Raw genomic sequence first — 14,098 nt, 5'->3', positions numbered from 1 at the left:
CCTTGGAGGCGAAATAAAGGAGGAGGGGTCGGCCGCAGGCCGACACCGGGGGACATTCGCCGGAAAGGGTAGGGGGTCCCGGCGCCCGACCCACCGACTGCCGCGTTTGCCTCTCGCAGATCACCAGCGCACGCCCATGACCTGTGGCCCCTTCCCGCGGCCCTTGCGGCTGCTACGCTTGGCGGGTTTTCCTCTACGGTGCCGCCCGCAATGCCCAGAACGCTGCCCTTGTCCCTGCTGCTGCTCGCCGCCCTCGGCGGCGCTGCCCATGCGGCGCCGACGCCGATCACCATCGAGCAGGCCATGGCCGACCCGGACTGGATCGGTCCGCCGGTCGAAAGCGCCTGGTGGTCCTGGAACAGCCAGCAGGTCGAGTACCAGCTCAAGCGCACCGGCAGCCCGGTCCGCGACACGTTCCGCCAGCCGGTCAACGGCGGCGTGGCCGCCCAGGTCGCCGATGACCAGCGCGGCACCCTCGACGTGGACAGCCCGGTGTACGACAGCGCGCGCCAGCGTGCGGTGTTCGTACGCAATGGCGATGTGTTTCTGCGCGACCTGCGCAGCGGCGCGCTCACCCAGCTGACCCGCAGCTCGGAGAAGTCCAGCGCGGTCAATTTCGCCCGCGACGGCGGCGTGATCTGGCGCACCGCGCAGAACTGGTTCCACTGGACCGCGGCCGGCGGCGTGCAGCAGGTGGCCAGCCTGAAGGCCGAGAAGAACCCCGATGACGCCCCCAAGGCCGACGTTCTGCGCGACCAGCAGCTGCGCACCCTGGCCACGCTGCGCAACGACCGCGCCCAGCGCGACGCGCTCAAGGCACAGGAAGCCAGCTGGCGCCGTGCCGATGGCACCCGCGCGCCGGGCCCGGTGTACCTGGGCGCCGACGTGGAAATCGTCGACAGCGTGCTGTCCCCCGATACCCGCAGCCTGATCGTGGTCACCAAGCCGAAGAGCTTCGATGAGGGCCGCGGCGGCAAGATGCCGAAGTACGTGACCGAATCCGGTTATGAGGAATTCGAAGACACCCGCACCCGCGTGGGCCGCAACGATCCCGAACCGCACGCGCTGTGGCTGGTCGATGCGATGACCGGCACGGTCAAGCCGCTGTCGCTGGACGGCCTGCCGGGTATCGGCAGCGATCCGCTGGCCGCGCTGCGCAAGGCCGCCGGCAAGGACGCGCTCAAGGGCAACCGTCCGGTCGAAGTGCTGGCCGGCCCGGGCACCCCCGGCATCCGCTGGAGCGCCGATGGCCAGCAGGCCGCGATCATGCTGCGCGCCAACGACAACAAGGACCGCTGGCTCACCAGCGTCAGCCCGGCCACTGCCAAGCTTGAGAACCGCCATCGCCTGACCGACGCGGCCTGGATCAACTGGAGCTTCAACGATTTCGGCTGGTCCAACGACAACCGCACGCTGTGGCTGCTGTCGGAGGAGTCGGGCTATTCGCACCTGTACACCCAGCAGGGGACGGCCAAGCCGCAGGCGCTGACCGCCGGCAAGTGGGAAACCTCGATGCCGGTGCCCAGCGCCGACGGCCGCGATTTCTACTTCCTGTGCAACCAGCAGAGCCCGGGCGACTACGAAGTGTGCGCGGTGGACAATGCCAGCAGGCAGGTGCGTGAACTGACCTCGCTCAACGGCGTGGAAGACTTCTCGCTGTCCCCGGATGGCCAGCAGCTGCTGGTGCGCTACTCCGGCGCCTACCTGCCGACCCAGCTGGCCGTGGTGCCCGCGGCCGGCGGCCAGGCCAAGGTGCTCACCGACACCCGCAGCGCCGCCTTCAAGGCCCGCGAGTGGATCCAGCCCAAGCTGGTGCAGGTGCCGTCCAAGCACGGCGCCGGCGTGGTCTGGGCCAAGTATTACGGCCCGGAAAACCCCGAACCGGGCAAGCAGTATCCGATCGCCATGTTCGTGCACGGCGCAGGCTACCTGCAGAACGTGCACCAGCAGTACCCGGCCTACTTCCGCGAGCAGATGTTCCACAACCTGCTCGTACAGAAGGGCTACATCGTGCTGGACATGGATTACCGCGGCAGCGCCGGCTACGGCCGCAACTGGCGCACGGCGATCTACCGCAACATGGGCCACCCGGAGCTGGAAGACTACAAGGACGGCCTGGACTGGCTGGTGGAGACCAAACAGGGTGCCCGTGACCACGCCGGCATCTACGGTGGCTCCTACGGCGGCTTCATGACCTTCATGGCGCTGTTCCGCTCGCCGGGCACGTTCAAGGCCGGTGCCGCGCTGCGCCCGGTGGTCGATTGGCACCAGTACAACCACGGCTACACCGCCAACATCCTCAACACCCCGGACATCGATCCGGAGGCCTACCGCATCTCCTCGCCGATCGAGTACGCCGAGGGCCTGCAGGACCACCTGCTGATCGCGCACGGGATGATGGATGACAACGTGTTCTTCCAGGATTCGGTCAACCTCACCCAGAAGCTGATCGAACTGCACAAGGACAACTGGTCCATCGCGCCCTACCCGCTGGAGCGCCACGGCTACGTGCGCCCGGACTCCTGGCTGGACCAGTACAAGCGCATCCTCAAGCTGTTCGAAGAAAACCTGAAGTAAGCCAGCGATGACGTCGGTTGCCACTGACGCACAGCACGCCGCGGCGACGATCGATATCGTCGCCGCGGTCGTTTTGGATGCCCGCGGTCGTGTGCTGGTCGTGCGCAAACAGGGCTCGGACACCTTCATCCAGCCCGGCGGCAAGCCCGAGCCCGGGGAAGCCCCGCTGGTGGCGCTGGCACGTGAGCTGCACGAGGAACTCGGGGTCATCCTGGAACCTGCCAGCGCGCATGCACTGGGCCGGTTCGAGGCCTGGGCGGTACACGAAGCCGGGCACCGCGTGCGTGCGCACGCGTTCCGGGTGACCGTCACCGGCACGCCCCGGCCGCAGGCGGAAATCGCCGAACTGGCCTGGGTCCCGCTGCAGCCGCCGCATGGGCGGCGCTTGGCAGCATTGAGTGCAGACCATATCCTGCCCGCGGCCGCGCTCGCGGTGGCGACGACCTGACGGTCGCCGCCGGCCTACCAGGACACCGGATGTCATCGATACCCCCGCAACTCCCGCACGCCAGGCCGCCGCTCGCGCCGGGCGCAGCACCCAGGTTCCTCGCGCCACTGGCCCAGTCGGTGCTGGTGGTGTGTGCCGCATCGGCGCTGTCCTGGCTGTTGCTGGTGCCCCTCGCCGCGTCGGCCTCCAGCGCCGAGTGGGTCCGCCAGATGGTGCAGGGCCATGACCTGTCCTGGCTGTCGCCCGCGCTGCACTGGCTGGGCGCACACGCCGTGGCGGTGAGCGTGGCCGGTCTGCTGACCTGCGTGGCCGGGATCGCCGCCTGCTGGGGCATGCTGCGCCGCCAGGGCTGGGCGCTGTGGCTGTTCATCGTGTTGCTGGTGGCCACCGCCGCGTCGAACTTCGCCGCTACCTGGGTAATCGACGATGCCGTCCGCCACCTGCTGGACTACCTGGCCCCCCACGCCGACGCCAGCGACATGCGCGAGCTGCGCCTGCAACGGCTGTTCTTCACCGGTACCGCGCTGGGCACCTCGCTCGCCTTTGCCGTGCTGCATGTGTGGCTGGTGGTGCGCCTGCTGCGCGCCGATGTGCTGGCGTACTTCCGTCGCTGATCCGCCCTCTTCCGCTCTGCCCCCAAGGATGATGTTGTGACCCTTGCTGTTTCCATGGCCCGCCGCGCCATCGCCGCACGTTGCCTGCTGTTGTCCGTCCTGATGCTGGTCGGCCTTCCCGCCGCCGCCGAGTCCATGCTGTGCGGCACGTTCAAGGCCGAAGACACCGGCACCACGCTGACCCTGCAGAGCCCGAACCAGGGGTTCCGGCAGAGCCCGGAACAGCCCCCCGAACCGTACCTGGTCAGCCGGCGCGGCAACGCATTGACATTGGCCGGCCTGGACAACGGCGGTGTCTGGTCGCTGACGGTGCAGGAGGCCGGTCGCCTTCTGGGCAATGACGTCAGTACCTACCGGCTGCAGCAGGCGGCCCGCTGCCAGCCCGCGGCCGTGTTCCCGCCCACCTCGTGCCGCGCGCAGATCGACACCTGTCTGCACGACCTCCCGCTGGCCAACAGCACCACGCTGCGCCAATGGTGCGAGGAAGGCGTGCCGGCAGCGTGCAAGGGCCTGCTCGCCAACTACCAGTCGCAGGCCAGTGATGCACGCGCGCCTGTCACCCCGGCCGACGAGGACCCCGAGCTGGCCGAACCGGCGGTGTGCAAACCGGACTCGGGCCGCTACGACCAGGCCGCCTGCCGGGAGGCCGCACGCGAGGTGATGGGCAAGGCGCTGGCCAAGGCCCTGCTCGGCGGACTGGCCGCGGGCGACCCGCCGCCACTGCCGGCCGCGCAGCTGGATGAGATCACCGCCCTGTGCAAGGCGCAGACCACCGGCACGTTTTGCGCCAAGGCGGCCGACGCGCTTTGGGCCGCCGGGCGGCTGCTGCCGGCCCGCGATGCCTTGCAGCGGGCCTGCACGCAGGGCCAGGACCCGCGCGCCTGCCAGCGGGCGGCGCCATTGGCCGGCTTGGACGCCAGGACGCTCGCCCCGGTAGCGGCCACGGCCCTGCCCTGCGGCAGCTACCTGGCCGACCAGGGCCTGATGGATCACCTGCCTTTCGGCGATGGCGGCATGATCGACAGCGGCTTCGGCGGCAAGCTGCGGGCCCGCCTGGTCGATGGCGACATCCGCGTGCGCCATGACCAGGGCGACGACTTCGTGTTCAAGACGCTCGCCAACGGCAACCTGATCGGCATGGACAGCTGGAACCGCTTTGGTTACTACCAGCGCGTCGGCGAGGCGCGGCAGTGCAGCGCACCGGTGGTGTATGTGGAAACCCCGCTGCCGCAGGATTGCCCGGGCATCGGCCGTCCCGGCGCTGCGCAGGCGTGCTGCGCGGCGGGGAAGCTGCAGGGCTGCAACGCCGCCGGCCACCAGCTGGCACTGTCCGGTCGCTGGGCGGAAGCCGCGCCGTTCTACCTGAAACTCTGCACAGCCGGCGTACGCGAAGGCTGCGAGAACCTGGCCAGCGTGTATGAGCACACCGGCGACGAACAGCTGCCCGCGCAGATCGACGCCCTCTGCGCAAAGGATGGCAAGGGCACGCATGTGGCCTGCGATGTGTACGCCACACGCAATTGGGCGTTGCTGCAGGCCAGCGCCGGACTGGAAGCGATCGCCGCGCGGATGGCCGCCGAGGCCGAGGCGGACGCCGACGACGACAGCCCACCCGCTGCGCCGGCCAAGGCCAAGGACCGCTCCACCAGCAACCACAAGGGCAGCCGCCGCTGAGTGCACGCAGGCCGCGCACCGGCCTGCGGTAAAGTACGCGCCATGAACGAATTCGAGCGCGTGCGCGCCTATCTGACCGACCTGCAGGACCGCATCTGTGCGGCGATCGAAGCCGCCGACGGCAGCGCCCGGTTCGCCGAAGACGTGTGGCAGCGCGCCGAAGGCGGTGGCGGTCGCACCCGCATCCTGCGCGAGGGCGCGGTGTTCGAGCAGGCCGGGATCGGCTTCTCCGACGTGGCCGGCACGCGCCTGCCGCCATCGGCGTCGGCCAACCGGCCGGAACTGGCGGGCGCGTCGTGGCGCGCGACCGGCGTGTCGCTGGTGTTCCATCCCGCCAACCCGTACCTGCCCACCACCCACGCCAACGTGCGCTATTTCCGCGCCGAACGCGACGGGGTGGAAGTGGCGTCATGGTTCGGCGGCGGTTTCGACCTGACCCCGTTCTACCCGTTCGATGAGGACGTGCAGCACTGGCATGGCGTGGCGCGCGATCTCTGCGCCCCGTTCGGGCCCGAACGCTACGCCGCGCACAAGCGCTGGTGCGATGAGTACTTCTTCCTGCGCCACCGCAATGAGACGCGTGGCGTGGGCGGGCTGTTCTTCGATGACCTGCATGGCGATTTCGAGCGCGATTTCGCCTACCTGCGCGCGGTCGGCGATGGCTTCCTGCAGGCCTACCTGCCGCTCGTGGACCGCCGCAAGCACATGCCGTATGGCGAGCGCGAGCGCGAGTTCCAGCTGTACCGCCGTGGCCGCTACGTCGAATTCAACCTGGTCTACGACCGCGGCACGCTGTTCGGCCTGCAGAGCGGCGGGCGCAGCGAAAGCATCCTGATGAGCCTGCCGCCGCGCGTGCGCTGGGAATATGGCTTCCAACCCGAAGCCGGCAGCGATGAAGCGCGCCTGGCCGATTACCTAGTGCCGCGCGACTGGGTGTGAGGTTGTTCCCGTTTACCGATGCACGTGCGGCGCAGCCTCGCGTGGCTTGTTCCCTGTTCAAGGATGATGCCGTGACCGCTGCCGCCTCCCCCCGCCACCCGCATGCCTGGCGTTGCGCCATGCTGGTGGTGCTCACTGCACTGGCCGTGCCCGCCACCGCCCAGTCGCTGCACTGCGGCACCTTCAAGGACGAGGACAGCGGCACCGTGCTGCGCGTGGTCAGCGCGGTGGACGCGGAGCGCCAACGGCCGGGCCAGGCGCCCGAGCCGTACCATCTGGTGTGGACCGACGATACGTTGACGGCGGTCAACCTTGCGCGCGAGGCGTCGTCGGTGCTGTCGATCAGCGCCGATGGCCGCTATCTCAACGATGACACCGACCATTACGCGCGCGACAGTGATGTCGCCTGCCAGGTGGCGCCGCCGTTCGCCGACGGCAGTTGCCGCCAGGATATCGCCGCCTGCATGCGCACGATGGTGTGGGCCGGTGCGGACAGCTGGCGGCGCTGGTGCGGCGAAGGCATCGAGGTGGCCTGCAACCGGCTGATCGAGGATTACCGCAGCGACGCACGCAACGACTGGGTGATCGCCAAGGTCATGGCCGACCCGACCGTGCCGGCCAGCGTGCCGTCGGTGTGCCAGGAAGACAGCCCTGCCTTCGACGCTGCGGAATGCCGCAGCGCCGACGACAAACAACGCATCGGCGATGTGGGCAAGGCGTTTTCGCTGGTGAAGGAGATGCCGGCGGCGCTGCCGCTGCCGGCTGAGCGGCTGGACGAACTGGCCACGCTATGCAGCCAGCACCCAACGGCCGGGTTCTGCACAGCGGTGTCTGCCGCACTGCGCGTCGCCGGGCAGCTGCCCGCGGCCCACCGGGCGCTGCAGCTGGCCTGCAACCCCGGCAACGGGCCGCAGGCCTGCGCACAGCTCGCCGACGAGGCGGCGGCGCAGCCCGCCGCGGCCTCGCCCACGCACGGGGCGCATTGATGCGCGAACCGCGGGTGGCGTTATTTCTTCGGCACGATGGTGATGTGGCCGTTGATTTCCAGTACGGCCAGCGCGACGTCGTCGATGGACAGGCAGCCCTGCTGGCGTAACGCCGCGTCGAGGTCGGCCGGGGTCACCAGCTCGCGCTTGAGCACCGAGTCGAGCACTTTGCCATCGCGTGCGATCAGCACGGGCTCGCCTTCGACAAGGGTTTCCACGCGTCGGCTGCGCGTGGTCAGCCAACCCACGCCGTAGTTGATCGAGATCAGCGTGGCGGCCAGCAGCAGGCCACCCCCCAGGGAGGTGTCTTCACCGAGCAGTGCGTTCTGCACCGCGTTGCCGAGCAGCACGATCAGCAGCACATCGAACGGGGTGATCTGGCCCAGCGCGCGCTTGCCCGACAACCGCACCATGCCCAGCACCACCACGTAGACCACGACCGCGCGCAGGATGAATTCCCACCACGGCATGGCCAATGCAAACAGATCGCTCATTGCGCTCTCCCAATCCAGGCCACAGCATGCGGGGTGCACGTGCTCGGCGGCAATACGGAGCGGGGCGTTGCTTCCGGGTGCTTTGATCTGGAGGTGTCTTCGTTGGGGTTTGCCGCGAGCGTGTGGGCCCCGTAACGACCGATGGGCCGCCGGGGACGATGTGCTTGCGGGCTGAACATGGGAGGCGGAGGCCGCCGCAGGCCAACGCCTGCGGCTGACGAGGGGGTCGTCGGCAAGGCCATGGCGGGCGAGCGCCTGTTGCACCGAGCGCGACGCCTGGAAAGTTCAGGTCGGGCTGCGTGTTTGCCCCTCGAAGGGAGAGGCCCAAATAAAAAGCCCCGCCGACCAGGGGGAGGTCAGCGGGGCCGGGGAACGGGCGCTTGGGGAGGAGCCCCCGTTCCGAGATCTGCTCCAGGGGATGGGAGAGATCCACAACAGGCGTTGCGCCTGTCGAGGTCTATAAAAGCACCTCGAACATTGATAGTTCGTGAAGGGGCCCAATTAATGAAAGGTGCGTAGGGGAAACATTCATCCGAGAGTCAGTTAATCGGCCAGCAATGAACCGATTCAGCTGTTTTCTCGTGATTTCCGTCTCAGTGCGCCTCATCCCAGTTATCACCGACACCCGCGTCCACCACCAGCGGCACCCGCAATTGGGCTGAAGACGACATCAAGTCGATCACCTGGGAACGCAAGGTTTCCAGAAAACCGCTTTCGCTTTCGAACACCAGTTCATCGTGCACCTGCATGATCATGCGTGCCTGGTCGCCCTGGCCCTGCAGCCAGTGGTCCACTTTCACCATTGCGCGCTTGATGATGTCCGCCGCCGTGCCCTGCATCGGGGCGTTGATCGCCGCCCGTTCAGCCCCGGCCCGCAGGCCCTGGTTGCGGGCGTGGATGTCGTTCAGGTACAGCCGGCGGCCCTCCAGCGTTTCCACGTAGCCCTGGTCGCGGGCCTGCTGGCGCATGCGCTCCATGAAGTCGCGCACGCCGGGATAACGGCTGAAGTACAGCGCCACGTAATCCTGGGCCTGGCCGCGGTCGATGCCCAGGTTGCGGGCCAGCCCGAACGCGCTCATGCCGTACATCAGGCCGAAGTTGATCGCCTTGGCGGCGCGGCGCTCGTTGGGAGTGACCTCGTCCAGTGACCGCCCGAAGACTTCGGCGGCGGTGGCGCGGTGCACGTCCACGCCCTGTTCGAAGGCGCGCACCAGGCCCGGATCCTCGGACAGGTGGGCCATGATCCGCAGCTCGATCTGCGAGTAATCGCAGGCCAGGATCTTGCGCCCCGGGGGGGCGACGAAGGCGCGGCGGATGCGGCGCCCGTCCTCGGTACGGATCGGGATGTTCTGCAGGTTCGGGTCGGAGGAGGACAGCCGGCCGGTGGCGGCGCCGGACTGGTGGTAGCTGGTGTGCACCCGGCCGGTGTCGGGATTGATCATCTCCGGCAGCTTGTCGGTATAGGTGCTGCGCAGCTTGGCCAGCCCGCGGTACTCCAGGATCACCCGCGGCAGCTCGTGCTGCTCGGCGATCGCCTCCAGCGCCTCTTCATTGGTGCTGGGCTGGCCCTTGGGGGTCTTCACCAGCGCCGGCAGCTTCAGTTCGTCGAACAGCACGGCCTGCAGCTGCTTGGGCGAATCCAGGTTGAAGGTGTGCCCGGCCAGCTCGGTGGCCTTCTGCTGGGCGGCCAGCATGCGCACGCCCAGGTCCTGGCTCTGCCGGCGCAGCTCGGCCATGTCGATGTGCACGCCGTTGGCCTCGATCCGGGCCAGCACCGGCACCAGCGGCATTTCGATGTCGCGGTAAACGCGGTCCAGCGACGGCGACTCCCGCAGTTGCGGCTGCAGCGCGCGGTGCAGGCGCAGGGTGATGTCGGCATCTTCGGCGGCGTAGCGGCCGGCCTCGTCCAGGCCCACCTGCGAGAACGGGATCTGCTTGGCGCCCTTGCCGGCCACGTCCTCGAACTTGATCGTGGTGTAGCCCAGGTAGCGCATCGCCAGCGAGTCCATGTCGTGGCGGGTGGCGGTGGAATTGAGCACGAAGCTCTCGAGCATGGTGTCGTCGTGGTAGCCCTGCAGGTTCACGCCGTGGCGGCGCAGCACGTGCAGGTCGTACTTGCCGTGCTGGCCCAGTTTTTTCCTGTCCGGGTTCTCCAGCACCGGGCGCAGCGCGGCCAGCACCTGCTCGATCGGCAACTGCGCCGGCGCACCGGGATAGTTGTGACCCACCGGGATATACGCGGCATGGCCCGGCTCGACCGCCAGGCTGATGCCGACCAGATTGGCGCGCATCGCATCGAGTGCGTCGGTTTCGGTATCGAAGGCGATCAGCTCGGCGGCCTCGATGCGCTGCACCCAGGCATCGAGCTGGGCGGTGGTGAGCACCGTTTCGTATTCACCCGGGGCCGACAGCGCCGGGTCGACCGGCGTCGTTGCTTCGGCCGGGGCGCTGCGGGCGTAACCGGCCGCGGTGCCACGCAGGCTCACCGTGGCGTCGCTGGCGGCCACCGCAGCCGCGGCGGGGCCACCCAGCTCCTTGAGCGCCTGGGTGAAGCCGTAGCGCAGGTACAGCTCGCCCAGCGTGGGCACGTCCGGATCGCGCAGGGCCAGCGTGCGCGGGCTCGCGTCCAGCGGCACATCGGTGCGGATGGTGACCAGCTCCCGGTTGAGCGGCAGGCGCTCCAGCGCGGCGCGCAGGTTCTCTCCGATCTTGCCCTTCATGCCCGGCGCGGCCGCCATGACCCCGTCCAGGTGCTGGTACTCGGCCAGCCACTTGGCGGCGGTCTTCGGGCCACATTTCTCCACGCCCGGCACGTTGTCCACGGCGTCGCCCATCAGCGCCAGCAGGTCCACGATCTGATCAGCGCGCACGCCGAACTTCTCCATCACCGCCGCATCCGAATCCATGCGGCTGCCGGTCATGGTGTTGACCAGTTCGATGCCTGGGCGTACCAGCTGCGCGAAATCCTTGTCGCCGGTGGAGATGGTGACGTGCAGGCCGTCCTGGTGGCCCTGCAGGGCCAGCGTGCCGATCACATCGTCGGCTTCCACGCCGGGGATGCGCAGGATGCTCAGACCAAGCGCTTCGACGATGCGGCACATCGGCTCGATCTGCGGGCGCAGCTCGTCGGGCATCGGCGGGCGGTTGGCCTTGTAGTCGGCGTACAGGTCGTCGCGGAAGGTCTTGCCGGGCGCATCGACCACGAACGCCACGTATTCCGGGCGCTCCTTCAGCGTGGCGCGCAGCATGTTGACCACGCCGAACAGCGCGCCGGTGGGTTCACCGTGTGCGTTGGTCAGCGGCGGAAGCGCGTGGAACGCGCGGTACAGGTAACTGGACCCGTCAATCAGGACTAATCGGCTCATGCGACGATTCTACCCGCCCCGTCGCAGCCGGTCCCTGCGCCGGCGTCACGACCCATGGGGCATAATCCAGGCCTCCCCGTTCAAGGATCCTCGGCCCATGAAGACTCTGATGCTGGCTGGCCTGCTGTTGCTGGCCGGGTGCGCCACCACCGGCGGCGCAGGCTCGCCCCCGGTCGATGTCAGCGGTGCCGATGTCTCCAGGCGCACCCTGGACAACGGTGACACCGTCGAGGAATACCGCGTTGGCGGCCAGTTGCGCATGGTCAAGGTGAGTCCGTCGCGTGGCGCGGCGTATTACATGTACGACCGCAACGGCGATGGCCGCATGGACAGCGACAAGGACGGCGTTTCCCCGGTGTACTGGAAGCTCTACAGCTGGTGATGGCCTACGCCTGGATGCGCCTGCGCCCGGTGCTGGTACACCGCTTGCAGGCGCCGAAGTCTCCCCTGCCGTTTCGTTTTACCGCATGAATACGCCCGAACGCCGCCAGTCGCCCGATCCGGTCCAGTTGCGCGCCGGACTCACCGCCGAGCAACGCCAGGCCGTGGAAACGCTCGAGCATTTCGGCTGGCAGCTGCGCTTCGTGCGCCGCCCGCTGTTCCGCGATCCGATCCCGGTGCTGTTCGACCGTGCGGGCGAGCGTTACGTGGTGCTTCAACCGGATGGCAGCCTGGATGAATCGCAGACGTTGAAGCTGCGCGATTGATCCAGACGCGCCGGCCACTGGCCGGCTCCTCGGGAAATCTGACTGCACGGGGAGCCGGCCAGCGGCCGGCACTACCCCGTCGGACCCTCAGCGGATCACCAGCACCGGCACGGTGCTGCGTGCGAGCACTTCGGCGGTCTGGCTGCCGAGCAGCACGCGGGTGACGCCACGGCGGCCATGCGAGGTCATCACGATCAGGTCGCTGCTGCGCTCGGTGGCGGTGTCGATGATGCCGTCGGCGGCATAGCGGTCCAGCACGTGCACGACGTTGGCGCGCAGGCCCTGTGCTTCGGCGGTGGCCTTGGCCGGGTCCAGCACCTTCTGCGCGGCCTCCTCGCGGTCGGCCTTGTACTCGGGGCTGTTCATGTACCCCACGCTCCACCCCATCGCGTCGTACATGCCCACTGCCCACGGCTCGGAAACGGTCACGATATCGACCTCGGCATTGAGGTCGCGGGCCAGTTCCAGGCCTTTGAGCAGCCCCTTTTCGGCCAGCTCCGAGCCGTCGGTGGCAATCAGGATTCGCTTGTACATGGCAGGGCTCCGTCCACGGTGGCAATGGGGTGGACACCATTGCACACCCGGTGTGGAGGCTGCGCCTTGAGCCAGATCAATCGCGCCGGGGCACGACCCGCGCCGGATTGCCGACGACGGTGGCACCGGCCGGCACGTCGCGGGTGACCACGCTGCCGGCACCGACCACCGCATCGTCGCCGATGCTTACCCCGGGCAACACGATCGCGCCACCGCCGATCCATACATTGCGGCCGATGCGCACCGGCCGTCCCGACTCCAGCCCGGCAGCCCGCGCCTGTGGATCGCGTGGGTGGTCGGCGGCATAGATCTGCACCGCCGGCCCGATCTGGGTGCCGGCGCCGATGCTGACCTCGGCCACGTCCAGGATCACGCAGTTGTAGTTGAGGAACACGCCCTCGCCCAGATGGATGTGGCTGCCGTAGTCGCAATGGAACGGCGGGCGGATCACCGCGCCCTCGCCCACCGCACCCAGCCGCTCCCGCAGCAGCGCGCGGCGCACCGCCGGCGATTCGGCCAAGGCGGCGTTGTAGCGCACCATCCAGTGCTTGGCAGCGGCCATCTCGGCCTGCAGCTCGGGGTCGCCTGGCCGGTAGGGTTGGCCGGACAGCATCTTTTCCTTTTCGCTCAGCGCCATGGTCGATCCCTGGGTGTGGCTGCTGATGATGCCGCGCCCGTCCCGTCGCCGGTAGCTGTCGGTGACCGGTCTGTCAGCGCAGGCTCACGCGCCGTCCAGGCAGGCGCGTGGCAACAATGGCCGCCAGCCCCACCACTGCCGCAGTGGTCCAGAACGGCCACGATGCCAGCAGCGCGCACAGGCCACTGGGGCGGGCTTCACAGCGCAGCCGCACCAGGTCCAGGCCGCCGCCACCCTGCAGGCAGGCGTAGGCATGCTCGAACAGGGCCAGCACCGGCGCCGCCCAGCCCGCCGACAGCGTCAGCGCGAACAGGACAGCCAGCAGGTACGGAATTCCCTTGTTCATTTGCGCGCTCCCAGCGGACAGCGCCAGACTCTGGGCGCGGTGCATGGGCGCCACAAGCGGCAGGCGACGAATCCGCTGAAATCCGGGATGAGTGCCGGACCCGGGCGGATGAGTTGCGGCGGATGACCACCGCACGGACCCGGCCTGCGCGCGCGCTACCGTCCGTCGGCGCGTGACTTCCGGCAGTCACGGCGCGCGGTGCGGCCCCGTAGGGTGGCCAGCACCGGTCGATCCGCACCGGTACTCGGGAGCGGCGCAATGGCAACGCAACAGCGCATCGGCCGCGTGGCCGGCGGGGTGTACCTGGTGGTGATCGCCACCGGCATCTTCAGCTTGGCCTACGTGCCTGCCCGTATCAGCGTCGGCGGCGATCCGATGGCGACGCTGGCCAATGTCACCGCACATGCGGGCTTGTTCCGCGCCGGCATCGCGGCCTTCGCGCTGGAACAGCTGGCCTTCCTGCTGCTGCCGTTGCTGCTGTATCGCCTGTTCGCCCTGCAGCATCGCCATGCCGCCACGCTGATGGTGGCGCTGGCCGTCACCGCCGTGCCGGTCGCGCTGGTCGCCCTCGCCCAGCGCGTGGACGCGGTCAACCTGCTGACCGATCCGGTACTGGCACGTGTGCTTCCACCGGCGCAGCTGCAGGCGCTGGCGCTGGGCGCGCTGAAGAGCTGGAGCAGCCACATCTTCCTGGCCAGCCTGTTCTGGGGCCTGTGGCTGCTGCCGTTCGGCTGGCTGGTGTGGCGCACGCGCGCCATCCCGCGCGTGCTCGGCGCG

At 68.7% G+C, this 14,098-nt stretch carries 14 protein-coding genes; 9 read left to right on the top strand and 5 right to left on the bottom strand.

Annotated features, from left to right (window positions below; all coding sequences use genetic code 11):
* The first annotated feature begins 210 nt into the window (after positions 1–210).
* The 6 genes from RTO53_RS11795 (at position 211) to RTO53_RS11770 (ending at position 7,238) form a co-directional block, all read left to right on the top strand.
* Complete coding sequence (locus RTO53_RS11795; RefSeq protein ID WP_312237962.1) at positions 211–2,577, top strand: S9 family peptidase; 2,367 nt, start codon at positions 211–213, stop codon at positions 2,575–2,577.
* Between the two features lie 7 nt (positions 2,578–2,584).
* Positions 2,585–3,025 (top strand): NUDIX domain-containing protein, encoded by a 441-nt coding sequence (locus RTO53_RS11790; protein ID WP_312237961.1) that lies wholly within the window; start codon positions 2,585–2,587, stop codon positions 3,023–3,025.
* A 29-nt stretch (positions 3,026–3,054) separates the two neighbouring features.
* The gene (locus tag RTO53_RS11785) at positions 3,055–3,639 is read left to right on the top strand and encodes a hypothetical protein (RefSeq protein ID WP_312237960.1); all 585 of its coding nucleotides are present in this window, start codon (positions 3,055–3,057) and stop codon (positions 3,637–3,639) included.
* Positions 3,640–3,675: 36 nt separating this feature from the next.
* A complete protein-coding gene (locus RTO53_RS11780) occupies positions 3,676–5,313 on the top strand; it encodes a hypothetical protein (protein WP_312237959.1) in 1,638 nt (545 codons plus the stop codon).
* Positions 5,314–5,355: 42 nt separating this feature from the next.
* On the top strand, positions 5,356–6,252 hold the full coding sequence (gene hemF, locus RTO53_RS11775; protein WP_312237958.1) for an oxygen-dependent coproporphyrinogen oxidase: 897 nt from the start codon (positions 5,356–5,358) through the stop codon (positions 6,250–6,252).
* A gap of 71 nt (positions 6,253–6,323) precedes the next feature.
* A complete protein-coding gene (locus RTO53_RS11770; protein ID WP_312237957.1) occupies positions 6,324–7,238 on the top strand; it encodes a hypothetical protein in 915 nt (304 codons plus the stop codon).
* Between the two features lie 20 nt (positions 7,239–7,258).
* On the opposite strand, the gene RTO53_RS11765 is transcribed toward RTO53_RS11770, so the two are convergent.
* Positions 7,259–7,732, bottom strand: a complete 474-nt coding sequence (locus tag RTO53_RS11765; RefSeq protein ID WP_312237956.1) for a YetF domain-containing protein — start codon at positions 7,730–7,732, stop codon at positions 7,259–7,261.
* A 593-nt stretch (positions 7,733–8,325) separates the two neighbouring features.
* Positions 8,326–11,097, bottom strand: a complete 2,772-nt coding sequence (gene polA, locus RTO53_RS11760; RefSeq protein ID WP_312237955.1) for a DNA polymerase I — start codon at positions 11,095–11,097, stop codon at positions 8,326–8,328.
* Between the two features lie 97 nt (positions 11,098–11,194).
* Between polA and RTO53_RS11755 the strand changes: the two genes are divergently transcribed.
* Positions 11,195–11,479 carry a DUF2782 domain-containing protein gene (locus RTO53_RS11755; RefSeq protein ID WP_312237954.1) on the top strand — a complete coding sequence of 95 codons (285 nt, stop codon included), beginning with the start codon at positions 11,195–11,197 and terminating at the stop codon, positions 11,477–11,479.
* Between the two features lie 85 nt (positions 11,480–11,564).
* Positions 11,565–11,804, top strand: coding sequence for a hypothetical protein (locus RTO53_RS11750; protein WP_312237953.1), 240 nt, complete (start codon positions 11,565–11,567; stop codon positions 11,802–11,804).
* Positions 11,805–11,891: 87 nt separating this feature from the next.
* Here RTO53_RS11750 and RTO53_RS11745 read toward each other — a convergent pair whose 3' ends face one another.
* The 3 genes from RTO53_RS11745 to RTO53_RS11735 form a co-directional block, all read right to left on the bottom strand.
* Positions 11,892–12,338 (bottom strand): universal stress protein, encoded by a 447-nt coding sequence (locus RTO53_RS11745; RefSeq protein WP_312237952.1) that lies wholly within the window; start codon positions 12,336–12,338, stop codon positions 11,892–11,894.
* 76 nt (positions 12,339–12,414) lie between these two features.
* Positions 12,415–12,975 carry a sugar O-acetyltransferase gene (locus RTO53_RS11740; RefSeq protein ID WP_312237951.1) on the bottom strand — a complete coding sequence of 187 codons (561 nt, stop codon included), beginning with the start codon at positions 12,973–12,975 and terminating at the stop codon, positions 12,415–12,417.
* Between the two features lie 73 nt (positions 12,976–13,048).
* Positions 13,049–13,321, bottom strand: a complete 273-nt coding sequence (locus RTO53_RS11735; RefSeq protein ID WP_312237950.1) for a hypothetical protein — start codon at positions 13,319–13,321, stop codon at positions 13,049–13,051.
* A 258-nt stretch (positions 13,322–13,579) separates the two neighbouring features.
* Between RTO53_RS11735 and RTO53_RS11730 the strand changes: the two genes are divergently transcribed.
* Positions 13,580–14,098 (top strand): DUF4386 domain-containing protein (locus RTO53_RS11730; protein WP_312237949.1); only part of this gene is annotated, 519 nt, incomplete at its 3' end.

This window comes from Stenotrophomonas sp. (assembly GCF_031995405.1).
Lineage (GTDB): Bacteria > Pseudomonadota > Gammaproteobacteria > Xanthomonadales > Xanthomonadaceae > Stenotrophomonas.
The sequence above is the reverse complement of the archived record's forward strand: the minus strand, read 5'-3'. Positions and strand labels throughout refer to the sequence as shown.

Coding starts and splice junctions, on each gene's coding strand:
- polA (WP_312237955.1), bottom strand. CDS start 11,097: ATGAGCCGATTAGTCCTGATTGACGGGTCCAGTTACCTGTACCGCGCG.
- RTO53_RS11740 (WP_312237951.1), bottom strand. CDS start 12,975: ATGGCGCTGAGCGAAAAGGAAAAGATGCTGTCCGGCCAACCCTACCGG.
- hemF (WP_312237958.1), top strand. CDS start 5,356: ATGAACGAATTCGAGCGCGTGCGCGCCTATCTGACCGACCTGCAGGAC.
- RTO53_RS11755 (WP_312237954.1), top strand. CDS start 11,195: ATGAAGACTCTGATGCTGGCTGGCCTGCTGTTGCTGGCCGGGTGCGCC.
- RTO53_RS11735 (WP_312237950.1), bottom strand. CDS start 13,321: ATGAACAAGGGAATTCCGTACCTGCTGGCTGTCCTGTTCGCGCTGACG.
- RTO53_RS11790 (WP_312237961.1), top strand. CDS start 2,585: ATGACGTCGGTTGCCACTGACGCACAGCACGCCGCGGCGACGATCGAT.
- RTO53_RS11750 (WP_312237953.1), top strand. CDS start 11,565: ATGAATACGCCCGAACGCCGCCAGTCGCCCGATCCGGTCCAGTTGCGC.
- RTO53_RS11795 (WP_312237962.1), top strand. CDS start 211: ATGCCCAGAACGCTGCCCTTGTCCCTGCTGCTGCTCGCCGCCCTCGGC.
- RTO53_RS11765 (WP_312237956.1), bottom strand. CDS start 7,732: ATGAGCGATCTGTTTGCATTGGCCATGCCGTGGTGGGAATTCATCCTG.
- RTO53_RS11745 (WP_312237952.1), bottom strand. CDS start 12,338: ATGTACAAGCGAATCCTGATTGCCACCGACGGCTCGGAGCTGGCCGAA.
- RTO53_RS11785 (WP_312237960.1), top strand. CDS start 3,055: ATGTCATCGATACCCCCGCAACTCCCGCACGCCAGGCCGCCGCTCGCG.